Below are 19,096 nucleotides of genomic sequence, written 5' to 3' on the forward strand. Positions count from 1 at the left end.
CTGATAAGACGGCGCTGTAGGGGGCGGAGCCTGGGCTTGTGGCGCTGCTCATTCGGGAAAGGAGAAAGCTTGTCATCCGCTCGGAAAGTACCCGACCCCGTCAGCCGCCACCGGGCGGAAGGAGACGGGCAACAGAGCCGCAGATCATTATCGCCCATATGTGGGCGACGGCGCGGCCTTCTAGCGGGCTCTCTTCCTTTTTCGGTGATGCTCTACTAGACTATTGTGTATTACGTGTTTATTTTTGATGATGCAGTGTCGAGTTTAAGTTTTTCTCCTGAAGAGCGACGCCGATAGTATTAGTTCGAAAGTGGTATTTTGAGTATTTCCAGAAACTTTTACGGGTCAGGACCTTCGGGGTTGTGGCGCTTGTATCTATAGAGATCTTTTTTAAGGGGATTTTGCAATGGCTACCTTGATTTCGAGATTTGAGAAAATGCCGGCGTTTGCGCAGGAGACTCTCGGTGCAAACAGCCTCGCCCAGCTTGCGAGAGATGGGGAAATGCAGCAGGCGGAGGGGGTCGACAAACGCTGCCTGCTTCTGCTCGACAGCCGCGCTTTGGATCGTGAATGCTTGGCGAGGACCTTAACCACCCATGGGCTCGGCATGGAAGTCGGTGCCTTCGGTTCCATCGATGAATGGAGGGCGAAGCAGAGCAAATGCCCGCCGATCGGGGCCGTTCTCCTCAATATCGGCGCGCGCAAGGTTGCCGACGTCGCCGCCGAAATCGCCAAACTCGCCTCCGAGTTCCGGCCGGTGCCGATCGTCGTCCTCTCCGATATCGACGACCTCTCCCAGATCCTGCGGGTGCTCGAATGCGGCGCACGGGGATATATCCCTACCTCCGTTGGCGTGGAGGTCTGCATCGAAGCGATCGGATTGGCGATAGCGGGCGGAATCTTCCTGCCGGCGAGCAGCGTCCTCGCGGTCCGGCATTTGATCGAAAACCAAAGGCCGGAGGCGCCGCCGCTGGCCGGCATGTTCACGCTTCGGCAAGCGGAGGTCGTCCAGGCGCTTCGCAAGGGCAAGGCGAACAAGATTATCGCCTATGAGCTCAACCTTCGCGAAAGTACCGTGAAGGTCCATATCCGCAACATCATGAAGAAGCTGAAGGCGACGAACCGGACCGAGGTGGCATACAAGCTGAATGATCTCTTTACCGGCGAGGCGGGCTATCATTGATCGTCCCGACCTGTACAGGGGGATCGGCTCGCACGAGCCGGTCCATGCCTGTTGCGTTATGCCCGTGGAGCGGTGACGTTGCCGCATGTTTCCCTGAGCCGTCGCGGATTCGACGGTAGAAAAATGCAGTAACTGGAAGCGCCGCTCGCCTAAACACAGTACGTGACGGTGGCGTATTGGGCGGCGTCTGGCGGCTGCGTTTTTCTGTCTCATCAGCAGTCGGTCGTGGCCCGTGCGGCGCCGCCGCGCATTTTTCAATCGCCCGAATCCAAGTGAAGGGGCCGACCCCTTAGCGATTCCGAAGGCGGGCACCCGTAGCATTTGCGATATTCGGTCGCGAAGCGACCCATATGCCTGAAGCCCCATTTGCGGGCGATTTCCGCCACTGAAACCCTTTGGCCGGCTTTCAAGAGATCCCGATGGACCGCTTGCAGGCGAAGCTGGGCGAGGTAGCTGATCGGCGTCGTGCCCTTGAAGCGCTTGAAGCCCTCCTGCAGGGACCGAACGCCGATGCCGGCCGCCTCCGCGATCTCGGTCATCGACAACGGCCTGTCGAGATTGGCGTGCATGAAATCAACTGCACGCTTGACGTGCCTCGGTGACGGCAGCCACTCGCCCTGATTCAAGGCGGTGGAGAACCGATGCGGCACCGTATCGACAAGCAGGTTGACGATGCTTCCTGAGAGATGGGAAAGCGTTTCGGGCATATCACGCATCCCGCCGTCCGCGCCGAGGCAGGTGGCCATGATCTGCGACAGCCTGAAGATGATCTGGCCGGCCCCGGCTGCGAGGTCGAGTTGGGGGGTGAAGTCGAGCGAGCCGTAGACCGGCCGTTCCAGGGAGCCACGGAGGCGCTGGAAAATATCTTCCTGGTCTATGACGAAGGAAAGGTGGCTGCGGCTTCCCTCGATCTGCAGTTCCGACAGTCTGTTGCCGTCGAGGATCGCAGCTTCGCCCGGCTTGGAAATCAGATTCTCGCTCCGTCCTATCTTCACGCAGGCGGAGCCGTGCAGGGGAAGCAATATCAGCAGCTTAGGCACCTCGTCCTTCTGTCCGATGCTAAGAGTGCCCCGCGAAATCACGCGGCTGAAGGCGACCCGTCCGGCGGCGGCGAACTCATAGCTGTAGGAGAGGTCCGTTTTCAGCGGCCTTTGCACCCGGACAGGCCCGATGCAGCGCGTCAGAACTTCGGACAGCTCTTCGGCGTCGCTGCCCAGATATGAGAGTTTCATTCCCTGCCTTTGCCCTTGCATCGTCAGTTTCCCGATGAGAAATCAAGACATCTCGACCCGGCGCATCCTCCCGTTGCGCCCGGCCGCGTTTCTAATGCATGTCGCCCAAAACTGTGCAGCGGTTTTGGGATGACGACATGCACAAAAACAAAGACCTAAAGCGCGCCGCGTGAATACGTTTGAACGCGACGGGCTTTAGCACCTTATGGGTCCATTGCTCTGACACCCGCCGCAGTCCCGCGAGCGACTTGATCGAATAGACGGGCCAACGCGTGCGAGCCACGCAAAGTCGCTGACGTCTCCTCCCGGTTTTGTTAGCGCGCGCTTATGCAACAAGACGGCGGCTTACAAGTAGGAAGATTGAAATTTCCGATTCCTTCCCTTCGAGTGACGCCGCCGCCTCCTACTGCTGCTCAAATGTTGTGCGGAGTGCCGCGCGAAGTGGCAGAGTCCCCTGAAGTTCGATGCTGCTCCTAAGACTGGAATCCTACCGTCCTCGCTTCCGCAGGGAACAGTTAATTCGCGGTAATCTTCAGCCGCCCTTGAGATCGGAAGTTCTAGATCGGACGGGGGAGTTCTCTCTTCCAGGATGTTAAGAGATGCTCGAAGAGCGGGGTTATCCGCCGCGCTGGATCAAGGCGTCGGGATACTGGATCCTGGGTCAGGCCACGAGAAGTTCGACGAGGCTTAGGCCGCATCGAAATTTCCACGTGCCGTAGCTCATCCGCCGGTTTGTCATGGATCGTCCTTAATACTGCCACGACCGGTGCGGGAGACGGAGCACGGATTCACTTCGTCGTGAGTTTTAGGTGAAGGTAATGACTTCGGCGCCCGTTCGCCCTAGGTCGAGGCGATGATCAGATCTCTGGCCGTCGTTCTATTGCTCTTGCTGCCGCTTGCCTCCAGCGCAGCCGCGGAGTCTCCTGCCGTTCCCGATCTGGTGAAGGGGCTTGCCGATCGGGAAGAGCTGAAGCCGCTGAAGACCGTCATAGTCGCGCGTGACGGTGAGACAATCGCCGAGCAGGGCTATCGCGGCCACTCTCCGGGCGAATCGACCAATATCAAGTCCGCGTCGAAGTCGATCATATCGGCCCTGGTCGGGATCGCGATCGACAAGGGCCTCCTGGACGGTCCTGAACAGAAGATCGCACCGCTGCTGAAGGAGGATCTGCCCTCGCCGGCGGATCCGCGGATCAATGATATCACCATCGGCAACCTGCTTTCCATGCAGGCCGGACTTGGCCGGCTGTCGGGGCCGAATTACGGCCGTTGGGTATCGAGCCGCAATTGGGTTCGCTTCGCGCTCTCGCAGCCTTTCGCCGACGAGCCTGGCGGCCGGATGCTCTATTCGACAGCCTCGACGCACCTGCTTTCGGCGATCCTCACCAAGGCCGGCGGCAAGTCGACGCTCGCGCTCGCGCGCGATTGGCTCGGTCCGCTTCAGGGTTTCAGGATCGGTGCCTGGGAACGCGATCCCCAGGGCATTTATCTCGGCGGTAATCAGATGGCGATGAGCGCAAGATCGTTGCTTGCCTTCGGAGAACTATACCGCAAGGGCGGCCGGGCGTCCGACGGACGGCAGATCGTTCCGGCGGACTGGATCGATCTTTCGTGGCAGCCCCACACGAACTCCTATTTCTCCGGCGACGCCTATGGCTATGGCTGGTTCACCCGCCGGATCGGCGGCGAGACGGTCCATTTCGCCTGGGGCTATGGCGGCCAGATGCTCTACATCGTCCCGGCGCTGAAGCTCACCGTGGTCATGACCTCCGAGGAGAGCGGCCCGTCGGCGCGCAACGGCTACCGCGACGCGTTGCATCGCGTCCTGGCGGAAATCGTCAGCGCAGTGAAAGCGGATTGAGTTGGGGAGGACTATCGAAGCCGCGAAAGGCTAAACGAGCCCTTCGCGGCTGTTGGTCGTTACGCGCTGCCCAGGGCCTCATGCCGTCGGCTGCTTCGTCTTCCTGAGATAGGGAAGAACGGTGTCGAAGGAGCCGAAGCGCTGGATGGCGTCCTCGTTCGATACTGCGGCCGTGATGATGACATCTTCGCCCTGCTTCCAGTTTGCCGGCGTTGCGACCTGATGCTTGGCGGTGAGCTGGATGGAATCGATGGCGCGCAGGATCTCGTTGAAGTTGCGGCCGGTGGTCATCGGATAGGTGAGGATCAGCTTGATCTTCTTGTCGGGTCCGATGACATAGACCGAGCGCACGGTGGCGTTGTCGGCGGGCGTGCGGCCCTCGGACGTGTCGCCGACGCCGGCGGGCAGCATGTCGTAGAGCTTGGCCACCTTCAGATCCCGGTCGCCGATCAGCGGATATTCGACGTCGAAGCCGGTCGCGACCTTGATGTCGTTCTTCCACTTGGCGTGGCTGTCGACGGGATCGACCGAAATGCCGATGATCTTGACGCCGCGCTTGCGAAACTCGCCTTCGATCCCGGCCATGGCGCCGAGTTCGGTGGTGCAGACGGGCGTGAAATTCTTCGGATGCGAGAAGAGCACCGCCCAGCCATCGCCGATCCATTCATGGAAATTGACGGTGCCTTGTGTCGTCTCGGCGGTGAAATCGGGGGCGGTGTCGTTGATGCGGAGGCTCATGGCTTGCTCCTTTCGGGTCGACGGGAATGGGCCCAAGAATAGCGCAATCAACGGAGTTTTCGAGGACGAAACGCGCCGTCGCGACGCGCAGGAGAAACGTCTGCAGCGTGTTTCTGCCGCTTCAGAGAAAAATCTTCCATCGGCAGATGGCGGGTCCGCAAGCAGTCGCTCGCAGGTGGCAGCGTTGACACTGCCGCATGCTTGCCGCATAGAATGTCGGCATTCCGAGGGGAGCGCCGAGCGGCGCTGAGACGGCGGTGAGCCGGACCCTTGAACCTGATCCGGGTCATGCCGGCGTAGGAACGGAAAGAGGCTACCCTCCGCCACGTCTTCGCCTTCACCTGGGTCTCCGTGATTTTTCACCAGGAGATCGACCAATGCAGCCTCATGCGCCCGTGCCGCCGATCGCGCTCACCATTGCCGGATCGGATTCGGGCGGCGGGGCCGGTATCCAGGCGGATATCAAGACTTTTTCGGCCCTCGGCGTCTACGGCGCCAGCGTCGTGACGGCGATTACCGCGCAGAATACGAAGGGCGTCACCGCCGTCGAGGACGTCTCGCCGGAGATTGTCGCAGCGCAGATAGACGCGCTTTTTTCCGATCTCGACGTGAAGTCGATCAAGATCGGTATGGTCTCGCGCCGGGAAACGATCATCGCCATCGCCGAAGGCTTGCGCCGCTTCGAGAGGCGCGCTGTTGTCGACCCGGTCATGGTCGCAACCTCCGGCGATCCGTTGTTGCAGCCGGATGCGATGGCCGCGCTCACGCATGAGCTTCTACCCTTGGCAATCGTCGTCACACCCAATCTGCCGGAGGCGGCACTTCTCACCGGCCGCCCGGTTGCAGAGGACGACGCCGAGATGACCCGCCAAGCCGAGGCCCTCATGACGTCGGGCGCCCGCTCGGTGTTGATCAAGGGAGGGCATCGGAGAGGCAGCGACGCGACCGACCTCTTCTTCGACGGCGATCGGCTCGTCCGCTTCCCGGCGCGGCGCATCGAAACACGCAACGATCACGGGACCGGCTGCACGCTTTCGGCCGCCATCGCCGCCGGTCTTGCCAAGGGACAGCCGCTCGCCGAGGCGGTGGGCGCCGCGAAGGCCTATCTGCACGCGGCGATTTCCGCCGCCGACCGGCTGAAGGTCGGAGGGGGCCGGGGACCGGTCCACCATTTCCACGAATGGTGGGGGCGCTGAGGCGGATTCATATTAGGCGGGATTGCCGCCACGCCCACCGGCAATTGCAGCAGCTATAGGCGAACCCATTCAGGGCCGCCTATAGCACCGCGCAGGAGTTCGCGGTCAGGCGGCCGTGTGCCGGCTCGTGACGCCTTCCTCGATATAGTACTTGCCGTAGCGGTGCCGATATTTCTCCGCACCGCCGAAGTCGCTGTATTTCTCGAGTTCGTCCATGTCGGTCTTGTTGAGGATCACGCCCAGGACCTTTGCATCGATCTGCGGCTCGGAATTCAAGAGGTCCCGAACGAGCCTCGAGGGCGTGCGGCCCCATTCTACCACGAAGAGGACGCCGTCTGCGAGCGGCGTGAAGGCCTTCGCGTCGACCACGGGAGCAAGCGCGGCGAGATCGACCACGACGTAGTCGAAGGAATTGCGGGCATTCTCGATGAGCCCCGCCATCGCCTGGGAGGCGAGCAGTTCGTTGCTCTGATGCCTGCGATCCGACGCTCCGCCGCCGGCCGGCAGGATCGCAAGCTTTGTACGCTGATCCACCTTGATGCCGGCGGGCCAGGTCGCTTCTCCCGTCAGCGTCTCGACCAGCCCCGTGCGCGGAGCCGGCGTGATCATCTGGGTGAGACCGGGCTTGCGGATGTCGGCGTCGATCAACAGTGTCCGCTTGCCGCTCGAGGCCAGCAGCGCCGCGAAATTGGCCGCGACGATCGACTTGCCCTCGTCCGGAAGGGCCGAGACGATCGCGATGACGCGGCTCTCGTTTCCGGGCAGCATATGGTCGCAGGCGAGCTTGGCATTCCGGAATGTCTCCGCGAAGGCGGAGCGCGGCGCATCGAGCACGATCCGCGAAAGGCGTTGGAATGGCGTGGCGCCCTCCGAAGGGTCGTGCGGTTGTCGGTCCGATCCGAAACGGGCACGCACGAGCTGCGTCGTTTTCTTCGTCCGCGAGCCGATCAGCGGAACGTAGCCGAGCGATCGGTGGCCGAGCATGGAGCGCACCTCGCCTTCAAGCCGGAAGGTTCTTTCGCGGAATTCGAGGAATGCGGCATAGGCGCCGCCGAACATCAGGCCGAGCACGGCCGAAAGCGCCAAGGTCATGGTCTTCTTCGGGCTCGACGGCGCCGTCGGGACGCCGGCTTCGGAAATGACGCGCGCCTTGGCGATCGGGAAGGACTGTTGCTGCGTTGCCTGTTCGTAGCGGCCGAGATAGGATTCGTAGAGCGTCTTCAGCGCCGCGGCCTTCTGCTCGAGGACGCGCAACTGCACCAGCGACTTGCTGGCGTCGGAATTCTTGCCGGCGATCCCCTCGATGCTCTTGCGCAGCGAGGCCTCGCGCGAGCGGGCGACTTCGAACTCGTTCTTGTAGCTTGCCGTCAGCTGCTGCAGTTCCTGATAGATCTGCCGGCCGATGTCCTCCTTCTCGGCCCGAAGCGAAACCGCCTGCGGATGGTCCTCGCCGAAATTCTGCGCCACCTCCTGCTCCCGCTTGCCGATGCCGAGATAGCGGGTGCGCAGGTCCCGGATCACCGAATTGTCACCCTCCTTGGGGGAGATGGTGGCATTGTTGACGGCGGCCTCCGGCCCCTGGTCGATGATCGACTTGAACTGTTCGTAGCGCGCCGAGGCACTGGCCGTATCCGCCTGCGCGACGATCAGCTGACTGTTGAGATCGGCGAGCTGCTGTTCGGACATCAGTTCGCCGCGCGCCGCGGTCAGGCCGTTCTCGCTGCGGAACTGCTCGACCTCGAGGGCGGCCGCCTGCGAGCGCTGCCGCAGATCGTCAAGCCGCTCCTGCAGCCAGACCGAAGCCCGTTCCGTCGCTTCGAAATTGGCGTTCAGCTGGTCGGTCAGATAGGCTTCAGCATAGGTCCTGACGACACCGGCGGCAAGCTGCTGATCGCTCGATCGGAAGGAAAGCGCAATCACCGAACTGCGGCCGACGCGTTCGACATATAGCGACTGCTGCAAGATTGCCGAGGCTTTCAGCCGGCGGCCATTGCGCGCCGCTTCCTCCGAAACGCCCGGCCCGCCCGAGAACAGGCCGGTCGCCGTCTTCAGCCAGTCCTTGACGACGGCGGCAGGCGAACGGGGCGGATTGACGATGGTATTGTTCTCCGAAAGGTTGAGCTTGTCGACCACCCGCAGCGCCAGCTCCCCGGACTTCAGGATCTCGACCGCGCTGGCGATCTGCGTGTCGAGCATCTGGCTGTTGGTCGGCACCGGTTCTTCCTCGGCATATTTCGACAGGTTGTCGTCGAGGAGGATCTGCGTCAGCGAGGTGTAATAGGGGGTCGCGAACAGCAGATAGGCGGCCCCGAGCAGGATGAAGAGCACCACGAACGCTGCAACGAGCCTTGCCCGGCGGACTACGACGGCCAGCAGACGGTCGAGATCGATAAAGCCGTCCGATTGTTCCTCGTGGGGCACGATGCTCAAGGGTACACTTCTCTGTTTCATGGGGGCCGTTCTGTTCATCTTTTTCTCCGGTCCTCCTGCCTGCTTCCTTAAAAACATGCAGTATTTCAAAGCGCTGCAGCGATTTCTCCCGCGTCCTGCAGGACACGCGACGCTCTGCTCCCGGCGGCCTCGCGCGGCCGCCGGGAGCTTGGGCTTATGCCGCGCGGATGCGGCTTTCGTGAGACAGGACGATCTCGCGGACGGATTCGAACACGACGTCGCCGATGTCGGCGCGGGCAAGCGCGAAGGCGACATTGGCTTCGATGAAGCCCTGCTTCGAACCGCAGTCGAAGGTCCGGCCCTCATAGGGATGGGCATGGAAGGACTGGTCTGCCGAAAGCTTCAGCATGCCGTCGGTCAGCTGGATCTCGTTGCCGGCCCCGCGTGACTGGTGCGCGAGAATGGAGAAGATCTCCGGCTGCAGGATATAGCGGCCGTTCAGATAGTAGTTGGACGGCGCCCGCCCCGCCGGCGGCTTTTCGATCATCTCGGTGACCGAGAAACCGTGGCGCACCGTATCGCCCTTGCCGACGATGCCGTATTTCGAGGCCTCTTCGGGGGCGCATTGCTCGACGGCGACGACATTGCCGCCGACCTCGCGGTAGAGATCCATGAGGCCTGCCATGCAGCCGCGTGCGCCGAAGGAGACCATGTCCGGCAACAGCAGTGCGAACGGCTCGTCACCGATCAGGTCGCGTGCGCACCAGACGGCGTGGCCGAGGCCGAGCGGCGCCTGCTGGCGCGTGAAGCTGACGGAGCCGGCCTTCGGCAGCATAGCTTCGAGCTCGGAGATCTGCGCATTCTTGCCGGAGCGCGTCAGCGACGAGATGAGTTCCGGCGTGTCGTCGAAATGATCCTCGATCACCTGCTTGTTGCGGCTGGTGACGAAGACGATGTGCTCGATGCCGGCCTGGCGCGCCTCGTCGACGGCGTACTGGACGACCGGGCGGTCGACGATCGTCAACATTTCCTTCGGCACGGCCTTTGTCGCGGGAAGGAACCTCGTTCCGTTCCCGGCAACGGGGATCACTGCTTTCCTGACGGTCCTGATGCGGTCCATTTTGTTATCCTTTGCTTGTGTGAGGATCATTGCCCAGCGGGGATCGTTCAGCCGCCACCGTGATCGGGGCGGGTTGCGGCGCCCGCGCCGCCAGGCGGCGCCATCGCGCGGCGATCGGCATCCGGAGATGCCGAAGCGCTATCGGGTCGGCGAGCGCGGTCTTCAGCGCGCCAGCCAACGATCTCGATTTCAGTTGCTCGACCAGGAGAAGAAACGAGCGCGCCTGGCGGAAGCCGCGCGCACGTTTGCGCTGCATCCTTCGCGACAGCGGGTCGAGCGCATACCGCTGCAGGAATGCCTCGTCGGCCGCCATCATCGCATCGATGTGCTCGAGTTTCAGCACGCGCGAGATCGAGCCCTCGCGGATATGATAGGTGTAGCCGGCCGAGGGCTCGACCGCGCAGCGGCCGCCGCAGGCCAGTGCGGATGCGAGCAGGATGTAATCCTCGCCAATCCTGAGCGACTCGTTGAAAAAGAGACCATGTTGGGCGAGGAAGCGGCGCTCGAACACCGGTTTCATATAGCCGTAATTGTGCTCGGAGCGGAAAATCACGTTCGACTCGATGAAGGCCGGCAGGGTGAGTTCGGGGAGGGCCTCGAGCTCGGCGTCCTCGAACATCCGGACATTGCTTCCGTCGAGCGACAGCACGTCGAGATTGTCGACGACCAACTGCGCGCCTGTCGCTTCGGCGCGCGCAATCATCCGCGCCAGTCTTGCCGGGCGTACCGTGTCGTCCGAATCGAGAACGGCGATCCAGCGGCCGCGCGCCGCCGCGAAGCCGGCATTGCGGGCCCCGCCCGGGCCGCGATTTTGCTCAAGCGAAACGAGCCGGACCCTCGGGTCGTCGATCGCGGTGACAAGAGCAACTGTGTCATCCGAGGAGCAATCGTCGACGACGATCGCTTCGACCGCGACGCCTTCCTGAGCGAGGGCGCTACCAACCGCACGGGTGATCGTGTCGGCGGCATTATAGGCGGCGATGACAAAGGTGACGTCCGGCGTGGATTCGTTCACGGTTGTGTGCATGGGAGGGTTGACGGGCGCGGTCATCGGGAGGTCACCTCGGCGGCTCCATACTGCTCGAGCTCCTTGTGACCGAGGAGGCCGCTGATCACGCCGGCATGCAGCACGGCGCGCAGCGCATAGCGATTTCGCCGGACGGCTAACGGCAGAAAGAGAACCGCGGCGCATCCGCAAAAGGCGGCCTTGGAGGCGGCGAGCGCAAGGTTCAGCGGCTGGCCCGCACCGCGCGCCTTTTCCGTCAGCAGCCGTCCGTGGGTTTGGCCGGAGCGGAAGCGCCGTTTGGCGAGCCAAGCAAACGAGGCCCGGCCTTCCGGCACCGGCTCATGCACCCAGGCCTCCTGAGCAAAGGCGATCGTTCCTCCTGCCTGGTGCATGCCAGTGAAGAAATCCGTGTCCTCGCCTCCGCTGCGGCCGAGCGCGAGCTTGAAGCGGCGGCCATGGAGCGACGGGGCCCTGATCCGGAGCAGCGCATTGCAGGTATAGCCCGTGCGGATTTCGCCCTTCACCCACACCGGCAAAGTGGAGTGGAAGTCGCCCTTGCGCATCCAGGCGGGCGCCGACGGGGCGTAGTGGGCCCGGACCGGGCCGAGGACAGCGTCCGCGCCGCTCGCCTGCGCCTCTTCCAGCAGGCTGACCAGCCAGTCGCTCGAGGCGGTCTCGTCATCGTCGATGAAGGCGAGCAGGTCGCCGGTGCTGTTGTCGAGGCAGGCGTTGCGGGCGATCGAGATGTTCGATGCCGGGCAATGGAGATAGGTGACCTCGAACGGCATTTCCGGCCGCAGTCTCTCAACGAGCGCCCGGGCGCTCGGCGTGGAATCATTGTCGGCGACGATGACGCGAAGCGTCGCCCTCGCGGGCAGCGTCACCGCCGCAAGCGACCGAAGCGTCGCGGCGAGTTCGGGCCGACGGAACGTGCAGACGCCGATGTCGATATGAAGGGCCGCGCTCATTGCTCCACCCGACGCCGGAAATCGAGGAGTTCGCGCCAGAAGCCGGCGGACCAGGCGAGATGCATGACCATGGCCGAGAGCGCCGCCAGCGGCCCGTAGGGGTTGCGCTGGCCGACCGCCATCCAGACGCCATAGCCGAGGCACGCCGCTGCCCAGACGCCGAAGGGGATGATCGCCGCCCAGTTGATGATGGCAAGAAGTGCGCCGAAGGCGACGGGCGCGACGCCAAGTGGCAGCATCTGCCGGAGCCCGGGCATCGCGCGGTGCTTGAGGATGTTCTTGGCGCGGCCGCGGCCATAGCCGAAATACTGCTTGAACAGCGGCACGATCCGATTGCGCGGATAGTAGACCATGCTGGTCCTGTCGGTCATCCAGATGCGATAGCCGGCTTTGCCCAAGCGAAAATCCAGTTCGGCATCTTCATTGTGGCTGAAGGTCTCGTCATAGCCACCGACATCGGTGAAGGCGGCAATGCGCATCAGGGCGTGATGGCCGTGCTCGGCCCAATGGCCGGCCGCACCGGTCCGGTGCTTGGAGCCGCCATTGCCGAGCTTGGAGTTCTGGGCATAGGCCGTCGCCTTCTGGAAGGTGCCGAAACCCTCGGTCTGCATGGCGACGACGACAGAGTCGGCTTCGGTTGCGAGCGCTTCCTCGACGAGTCGCTCGCAATAATCGTCCGGGTAACTCGCATGCGCGTCGATGCGGATCAGGTAGTCGAAGCCCGAACCGAGTTCGGCGACGGCGCGGTTGACGGCAGCGCTTTGGATTCGCTTCGGATTGTCGAGGAAGAGGACGCGCGGGTCCTCTTCGGAGAGGCGGCGAGCGATCTCGCGCGTGCCGTCGTCACTGCCGCCGTCGGCAATGACGATCTTCGCGTTGAGGACGCCAAGCGACGGACGCAGCTTCGCGACAAGCGCTTCGATATGCAGCGCCTCATTGAGGCAGGGGATGACGATGAGGGTAGACGTCGACGCCGGGCTCTCCGCGGTCATAGCAATCCACTTTCGTTGTGACGGGCTTCCGCAAGGGCAGCGGCCGGAATGATCGTTTGCGTTGCGTCGTGGGTGAGCGTTGCCAGCCGCCGCACGAGCGTCTCGCAATCCGCGCGGTCGAACACCCAGGTGGCGGGATGACACCGGCCGATCCGGTCGGCGGCTTCGGAAAACTTGTCCGCCGTCATCGAGCCCAGGAGCGCGGCGAGGGCGTCGGCATCGGCTTCTTCAATGACGAGACCGATCCCGCGCACGGCGAGAAAGCGGGCCGTCTCCGTACCCTTCATCGCAATCGGAACGCGGGTGTGGCGGCATCCTTCATAGAGCCGGTTGGGCAGTAGCCAGTTGGAGTTCTGGCCCTCCTCGAAGAAATCGATCGCCCAGGTGAAGTGGACGGCGCCGTAGATCTCGGCGAGGTCCTCGGGGTTTCGATAGGGGCCGTCGAACCGCATGAACGGCTCGTTCTGCACGAAGCCGTCAAAATCCCTGAATTCCGAATAGGCGGGCCTGCCGCGCAGAACGACTTCGAAGCGGCCTTCCATCCTGCGGGAAAAATCGGCGAGGAGGTGGAGCGACTTGCGGCAGCGAAGCGCTCCGAACCAGCCGATCCTCCAGGGCGCACCGGGTTGGGGATATTGGGCTGGGACGCCCGCCGGCAGCGTGCTCCCATCGATTTCAAGCACCTTGTTCTCGAGCAGCATCGGCGGCGCCTCGAGGCCCGAAAGGGGGCGGAAGTAGTGCTCGATGAAGGCCGGCGAACTGGTGATCAGCGAGCGGGCGTCTCGGCCGAGCCGGGCCTCGGCGGCGCGGAGCGCCCGCCCCACCATGTCCCTGCGCAGCATCAGCCGGTGAATGTCGAGGCACTCATAGACAATCGGAACGTCGCCGCCGAAGAGCGTCACGGCGCGTTTGGCGACGGCGAGCATTTCGAGATTGCGGGCGATGATGAGGTCGGGCTTGCGAAGATGGCCGAGCCTGCCCTTCAGCGACAGGCAGGCGGCGGCGACGGCGCCGAGCCGCTGGGCGAAGCGCCCGTCCGCCGTCGTTCCGAGTTCGATCGGCTCGACGCCGCTCACGGTTGCAAGCGGGTTGCCGCCGCGGCGGAAGCCCGCCAGCGTGACATGGGCACCGCCGGCGACCAGTGTCAGCGTTCTTCGCCGCACCGCGGGGTCGGCAAGATCCTGTGCCAAATAGAGTATCTGCAGCATGAAAACATCCGTTTCCCTGCTCAGCCCGGGCCGAGCTTAGTTCAGTTTTTTGTGCACCGCAACAAGTTGTTGCAATTGCTCATAAAATGGTCAGTTGCTCAGATTGCGGTCAGTCCAGTCGGCAGGCGACCGACTCGGGGAATTGGCACTTGTCGCCGGGGGCCGTGAAGGCGACCCGATCGACCTGGAGCTTTGTCGGCTCCTTGTAGGAGAAGGTGCCCATCCAATCGCTGAGCGTGTCCGTTCCCCACAGGCTGAAGAAAATCTTCTGGGCGTTCGCCGGGATTTTGGCGGGATCGGTGACTTCATGAACGAGCTCGCCGTTGATGTAGTAGCGCAGCCGGTCCTTCTCCCAGACGAAGGCATAGTCGTTGAAGCCCTGGTTAGCGCCGCCCGGCACATCGGCCAGAAATTCGTTGCCACCTTTGGCCGCCACATATTGGTTGATCTGCACCTTCGCGGTGTTCTTGCCGAGCACCTCGAAATCGATCTCGTCATGCGGCTTCTTGTCGGTCGGGCCGATATAGGTGAAGAAGGCCGAATTCAGCCCGGAACCGTCCGCCGCCTTGATCCTTGCCTCGTAGGTGCCGTAGCCGAAGCGCTTGCGCGTCTGGATCTCGCCGCAGGCGAAATTACGCTTGCCTTCCTTGCGTTCTTCGAAACCCAGTTCGAGAACTCCATTGACGATCTTCACCTGCTTCTTGGACCAGGTGCAGTTCTGGTGCGCGCCGTTGTCCCAGCCATCCGAGACGTACCAGACCTTTTTGTCCAGCTTGTCGAAGTCATCGATGAACGACGTGCCTTTGGCTCCGTCCTGCGCTGTGGCACTGCTCATATTGCAGGCGAGCGGAAGTGCGGTGATAAGGGCGAGGCACAACAGGCGCCCGTAGCGATCGGATTTCATTGTCTTGCTGCCTTTGCTGCGGAGTCGCGTGGGGGCATGGGAGCCCGGGCGAGGCTCGACTGAGGGTTGTGGGAAGGCGCGCAAGCGCAGCACCCCGGAGCAGCGCAACGCGCGCGAGGTCAATCTGCGTCGAGACATAAGCGCCCATACTCACGATATCGGTCACTCCTATCGGGCGGCGCCTCGTGGCGCCCGTTTTAACGAAGCAGACTTAAGCTCACGGCGAACAAACTAGGGCATTTGCAAAGAGAAAATATGGCAGTGCAGCAGAAAATCGAACGAGGCTATGCTGCAGCGCATCCAAGCGGCGAAGTTTTCGCGAGCGGGTCGACATCGGCTCAAGAGGGCCATCCGGGTTAAATCCCTGTTTCCCCGCATGTTGAGAAAACTGTGCCCTGCAAAATTTGGGGGCAATCGCGAGTTGTGCGGTGCGGCTGTGAATTTTGCACGAGAGACGTAATTTTTTTGGCTCCATCCCGCGCTTGGGGAAATTGCCGAGTGGAAATGCGGCAAGGATGAGGCGGGATTTACCCCCGGGGGTTGCTGCGGCGCCGGGCTAACCGATTCGCATCTCGATCGGTTGAGCCGGAGGCCGGCGCCGTTCCGCCTGCGGCCTGCAATGTCAGACGACCCCTAAAATGTTACTGGAAAATTGCGGCCCCCCAGACAATAGTGTGTCCATACTTTAGTGCTTTCAGTACCAAAGCAAGCCCGCCGCGCAATCGGCGGGTTTTTCGCGATGAGGGGAGCCGCTCTCGATTACATGCAGCAATTGAGGCGAACGGACTAATCGTCCCTGGGCTTGGCCGAGATGGTATCGCGCTCGTTCCCCCGGAGCGGCCTCTTCATTTCGTCAAGTTCGGCCTGACGCTCGGCCGCGACGATCGGCTCATTCGATTTCAGCGAAGGCTTCAGGATCGCCACCACCGGGCCGACGGGGCCCAGTACGCAGCCGATTATCAACCAAAGAAGACTATGTCCGCCCCTGACCGCAGCGACGACCGCGGTCGCGATGGCGCAGAATATCCAAAACTCGACGATCATCGACTCTCACTTGACACCTGCCGAGGAAACCCCTCGGCTTACTCTTCCGCCACGTGGCTGGAGGCTTCTGCCCTGGCTTGCCCGCGCCACATGCCGGCTCCAAGTGATCGTGCCATTTCCTGTGCGGCGGCGTACAGTCCTTTGTCGTGATTTTCTTCACGGCTGACGGCGTGGCCGGATTCAACCAGCCACCGGTTGACGTCCTTGCCGTCCGCTCGGAAGCATGCGCCGATATAGCGGCCGTAGCGGTCACGGCCGGCGAATGTGCAGCGGGTGGGGCGGGATGCCGACAAAAACGCCTTGAGGGCCAGCGCCGCTTCCTTGCCGCAATGATAGTCTGCCCCCGTCTCGTCGAGGCAGAACTGCCAATCCTCGGGTGCATCCACTCCGCAAAGCTGGATGCGCTCGCCCGCAATTTCGATCGTATCGCCATCAACCACGGAGGCGTCGCCGCCGACCGGGCCAGCCGCCGCGGCCGCGCCCGGCGCGGCCAGCAGGACAAGCACGATGGGAATCATTCGCATTGGGGGGGACGGCGACGCCGAACGGGCGCGCGGCTCGGCGAGGGTTATTGCGGCGATCCGACTGCCGATCATGCGTCTATCCAGCCCCTGTTCTGGTGCTGAATCTAGCGCAAGCGGCTCGCGGTTCGCATCCCTGAAAAACTAGGGGAACCAGTTCGAGATCGGTGGATACTGCGCGTTCGACATTGAAGGGGCGCCAGCCCCTTCAGCAGTCGTCACAGCCTCGCAAGGCTTGCGATCAAAAAACGAACATATAGAGCAGGACGATGACGATCAGGGGAACACCCATCAGCCAGAGAACGATGCCTTTCATTTCGCTATCCCGGTAGTTGTTGACCATGTCGGGGTAACGCTGCGCGGGGAAAAGCGTTCCTGCTGGCTTCCATGATACAACAGGGCCCTCTGGGTCGGCGGGCCGCCTGGCAGAGGGCTTTGGTTTATTCCGCTCGCTCCAGCGCAAAGGCCTCGAGCAGGTAGCGGACATCGCCGGATCCGCCGAGCGCCACCGGTGCGGGCGTCCGGGAGCGCCGCAGGTGTTCGGTTTTGTCGGCAGCGATTCCCCGGACGATCGCCGGGAGGGCGCCGGGGTGCGTCAGCGCATAGGCAAATGCGGCCGCGATTCCTTCGTTGCGCTTGAGGTCGAGGAAATGCCGCAACTCGTAGCGGCCGCGAATATGGTGCTCGTGCCGCCGCAGCGCCGCGGCAGCTTCGGTGCTCAGACGGGCCTCGGCGAGGATGGCGCGATCGGCCTCATAGAGACGTCGCAAGTCGATCGTCCGGTGGCTGCCGCTCAAGGAGTCGCCGCGAACCACCGCCGCATAGCCGCAGCTATGGATGATCTTGTAGCGCGCCCCGAGCGCTAGCGCCCTGGCATAGAGGTCGAAATCCTCGCCGAGGCGCAGGGTCTCGTTGTAGCGAAGGTCGAATTGATCCAGGAACGAGCGCCGCATCAATGGCTTCAGGAAACCGATTTCGCCCCGCCGGACACCCCGGCGCGAAATATTGCCTTCGACGAAGCCGACGAAATCGATCAGGCGAGGGCTGGGCGCGAAGCGGTCGATCCTGCGCGCAGCACCCATCGCTCGAGCGGCGTCGATGAAGGCGATATTGTCGGCGATGAAATCCCAGCCGTCCTGAGCAAGCAATTGGCGCATCCGCCCCGGGAAGAAGAAGTCGTCCGCGTCCAATATACCCACGAACGGGGATTTCGAAACGGCAATCGCATGGTTGCGAGCCGCGGCAGGCCCGCGGTTCTCTTCGAAGCAGACCACGTTCAAACGTCCGGAGCCGTCGTCGGCGGCGCGCGCCACGGCTGCGGTCTCATCGGTCGAGCCGTCGTCGACGACGACGACTTCTGCGACTTCCGGCTCTGCGAGCGCCGAGTCGATAGCCCGGGCAATCGTTTCGGCGGCGTTCTTGGCGGCAATGATAATGCAGACATTCGTCGGCGCGGCTGCGGTCATACGGGCCTCCAGCGGTCATCGGATGGGTCTAGTTTCGCGGCTCCTGCTCGTTGCCTTCGAGTCACCAATTCGAGGGCATACGACGCGCTACAGGTCCCTCTGCACCGGGAGGGCAGGGGGGCCTGGAGCGGGGTACGCAGCACCATGCATGGCGATCGTGTCGCAAGCGCGTCAAAGAGCAAGATTTTTTCGCAGCTGCGAAGGGCCGAGAAAGCGGTCAGGAATTAAAGTGACCGGGACGGTTCAGTCGGCGCAGCGGAACCTTGTTCGCCTGCTTTTCGTCATTCGTCGCATCGGCCGGCAGCTTGCCGGAGGATAACTTTCGGCGCTCGCGCGCCTCCTTCCACACCAGGAAAAGCACGGCGAGAAAGTATCCGACCTGTATCAGAACGGCACAGAGCAGCGTCTGTATGGCCGTCGAGGCGAGCGAACCGGTCAGAAAGTAGGTGGCGATGGCAAACGCCGCTAGCGCGCCGAACATGCTCATGACGAAGCGTGGTGCGAACATTGCCTACCCCGCTTTCCGATTTGCTCGTGGAACCGTCATTGCACTCCCGCCCTCGCTCCTGTTTCCCACTATATTAGCGGTCGCTTTTCTCTTCAACCTGCAAAACGCAACTTTGTCGCTACAGTTCCTAGCGGTAAAAGCTTTCCGTCATCTTTAGGTAGACTCAGCAATTCGAATGGGTCCGACGGTTAAACGGTACAATCACCGATAGGTTCGACGGATTTAGGGGATTATTTTTCCGCGAAGTGCGGGGGTCAAGCTGACTCGCTGGAGCGGCCCCTAAATTCACAGGGGAAAAGGCGAACTCGTTCTGTTTGCTGCGTCTTTTGCCGCTGAAACAGCCGTTTTTTCCGATCAACTTTTGTTACAGGCAACAGGGCCTCGGCTCGAGAATATGTGCAGCGCAACAAAATGATGCGATGCAAAAATTACCCTCAAAAGTCCGACTTTTAAAATCTTACCGCCGGAAAGCCGTGGTAGCCGCTAGTGAAAAATTGCTGCGTCAAATACAATACTTTAGCCATCGCAAATAATGAATGCGCGCCGATGTTTGAAGGGCGAGATGACGAACGCAACTATTTTAGCGGTGAACTCCAAACCGTATACTTAAAATTTCGTAATAGTCTCTGACCGGCACGCCCACTAAACACCCTCGCGTCGGCGTCCGCTGGCGTTGCCATCATTCCGCCTTCAAAAATCAAATTCTCACCATACACTCGCGCTAGATGACGCTCCGTCCCTCGGGACCGACAATCGCC

The 19,096-nt window shown here is 62.3% G+C and carries 16 protein-coding genes and 1 riboswitch; of the genes, 3 read left to right on the forward strand and 13 right to left on the reverse strand.

Annotated features, from left to right (window positions below):
* Nucleotides 1–406: 406 nt before the first annotated feature.
* On the forward strand, nt 407–1,183 hold the full coding sequence (locus NXT3_RS27160) for a response regulator transcription factor (RefSeq protein WP_037419359.1): 777 nt from the start codon (nt 407–409) through the stop codon (nt 1,181–1,183).
* A gap of 254 nt (nt 1,184–1,437) precedes the next feature.
* Here the strand turns inward: NXT3_RS27160 and NXT3_RS27165 are convergent, their stop codons facing one another.
* Nucleotides 1,438–2,415, reverse strand: a complete 978-nt coding sequence (locus NXT3_RS27165; RefSeq protein WP_234819755.1) for a helix-turn-helix transcriptional regulator — start codon at nt 2,413–2,415, stop codon at nt 1,438–1,440.
* 853 nt (nt 2,416–3,268) lie between these two features.
* Here NXT3_RS27165 and NXT3_RS27170 point away from each other — a divergent pair.
* Nucleotides 3,269–4,276: a serine hydrolase domain-containing protein gene (locus NXT3_RS27170; protein WP_097525882.1), complete on the forward strand. Its 1,008-nt coding sequence runs from the start codon at nt 3,269–3,271 to the stop codon at nt 4,274–4,276.
* Nucleotides 4,277–4,354: 78 nt separating this feature from the next.
* On the opposite strand, the gene NXT3_RS27175 is transcribed toward NXT3_RS27170, so the two are convergent.
* Nucleotides 4,355–5,014 (reverse strand): peroxiredoxin, encoded by a 660-nt coding sequence (locus NXT3_RS27175; RefSeq protein WP_037419364.1) that lies wholly within the window; start codon nt 5,012–5,014, stop codon nt 4,355–4,357.
* 217 nt (nt 5,015–5,231) lie between these two features.
* Nucleotides 5,232–5,334, forward strand: a riboswitch (TPP riboswitch).
* A gap of 57 nt (nt 5,335–5,391) precedes the next feature.
* Here NXT3_RS27175 and thiD point away from each other — a divergent pair.
* Nucleotides 5,392–6,210, forward strand: a complete 819-nt coding sequence (gene thiD / locus NXT3_RS27180) for a bifunctional hydroxymethylpyrimidine kinase/phosphomethylpyrimidine kinase (RefSeq protein WP_423827867.1) — start codon at nt 5,392–5,394, stop codon at nt 6,208–6,210.
* Between the two features lie 105 nt (nt 6,211–6,315).
* Here thiD and NXT3_RS27185 read toward each other — a convergent pair whose 3' ends face one another.
* The 11 genes from NXT3_RS27185 to NXT3_RS27240 all read right to left on the reverse strand — a co-directional run bounded on the left by NXT3_RS27185 (nt 6,316) and on the right by NXT3_RS27240 (nt 18,338).
* Complete coding sequence (locus NXT3_RS27185) at nt 6,316–8,679, reverse strand: succinoglycan biosynthesis protein ExoP (protein ID WP_104841031.1); 2,364 nt, start codon at nt 8,677–8,679, stop codon at nt 6,316–6,318.
* 136 nt (nt 8,680–8,815) lie between these two features.
* Entirely contained in the window at nt 8,816–9,721 is a 906-nt protein-coding gene (locus NXT3_RS27190; protein ID WP_097525884.1) for a UTP--glucose-1-phosphate uridylyltransferase, read from the reverse strand.
* Nucleotides 9,722–9,725: 4 nt separating this feature from the next.
* Nucleotides 9,726–10,772 (reverse strand): glycosyltransferase family 2 protein, encoded by a 1,047-nt coding sequence (locus NXT3_RS27195; RefSeq protein ID WP_104841032.1) that lies wholly within the window; start codon nt 10,770–10,772, stop codon nt 9,726–9,728.
* Complete coding sequence (locus tag NXT3_RS27200; RefSeq protein ID WP_037419377.1) at nt 10,769–11,695, reverse strand: glycosyltransferase family 2 protein; 927 nt, start codon at nt 11,693–11,695, stop codon at nt 10,769–10,771. Before NXT3_RS27200 ends, NXT3_RS27195 begins: the two co-directional genes overlap by 4 nt.
* The gene (locus tag NXT3_RS27205; protein WP_097525886.1) at nt 11,692–12,687 is read right to left on the reverse strand and encodes a glycosyltransferase family 2 protein; all 996 of its coding nucleotides are present in this window, start codon (nt 12,685–12,687) and stop codon (nt 11,692–11,694) included. Before NXT3_RS27205 ends, NXT3_RS27200 begins: the two co-directional genes overlap by 4 nt.
* Nucleotides 12,684–13,895, reverse strand: coding sequence for a glycosyltransferase family protein (locus tag NXT3_RS27210; RefSeq protein ID WP_097525887.1), 1,212 nt, complete (start codon nt 13,893–13,895; stop codon nt 12,684–12,686). The genes NXT3_RS27205 and NXT3_RS27210 overlap by 4 nt, the downstream gene beginning before the upstream one ends.
* A 109-nt stretch (nt 13,896–14,004) precedes the next feature.
* On the reverse strand, nt 14,005–14,799 hold the full coding sequence (locus NXT3_RS27215; RefSeq protein WP_104841033.1) for an endo-1,3-1,4-beta-glycanase ExoK: 795 nt from the start codon (nt 14,797–14,799) through the stop codon (nt 14,005–14,007).
* A 786-nt stretch (nt 14,800–15,585) separates the two neighbouring features.
* Complete coding sequence (locus NXT3_RS27225) at nt 15,586–15,843, reverse strand: hypothetical protein (RefSeq protein WP_104841034.1); 258 nt, start codon at nt 15,841–15,843, stop codon at nt 15,586–15,588.
* 38 nt (nt 15,844–15,881) lie between these two features.
* Nucleotides 15,882–16,439: a thermonuclease family protein gene (locus NXT3_RS27230; RefSeq protein WP_104841035.1), complete on the reverse strand. Its 558-nt coding sequence runs from the start codon at nt 16,437–16,439 to the stop codon at nt 15,882–15,884.
* 365 nt (nt 16,440–16,804) lie between these two features.
* The gene (locus tag NXT3_RS27235; protein ID WP_097525889.1) at nt 16,805–17,830 is read right to left on the reverse strand and encodes a glycosyltransferase family 2 protein; all 1,026 of its coding nucleotides are present in this window, start codon (nt 17,828–17,830) and stop codon (nt 16,805–16,807) included.
* A gap of 217 nt (nt 17,831–18,047) precedes the next feature.
* Nucleotides 18,048–18,338, reverse strand: a complete 291-nt coding sequence (locus tag NXT3_RS27240) for an exopolysaccharide production repressor ExoX (RefSeq protein ID WP_097525890.1) — start codon at nt 18,336–18,338, stop codon at nt 18,048–18,050.
* Nucleotides 18,339–19,096: the final 758 nt, after the last annotated feature.

The organism is Sinorhizobium fredii (genome assembly GCF_002944405.1).
In the GTDB taxonomy this organism is placed as follows: Bacteria; Pseudomonadota; Alphaproteobacteria; order Rhizobiales; family Rhizobiaceae; genus Sinorhizobium; species Sinorhizobium fredii_C.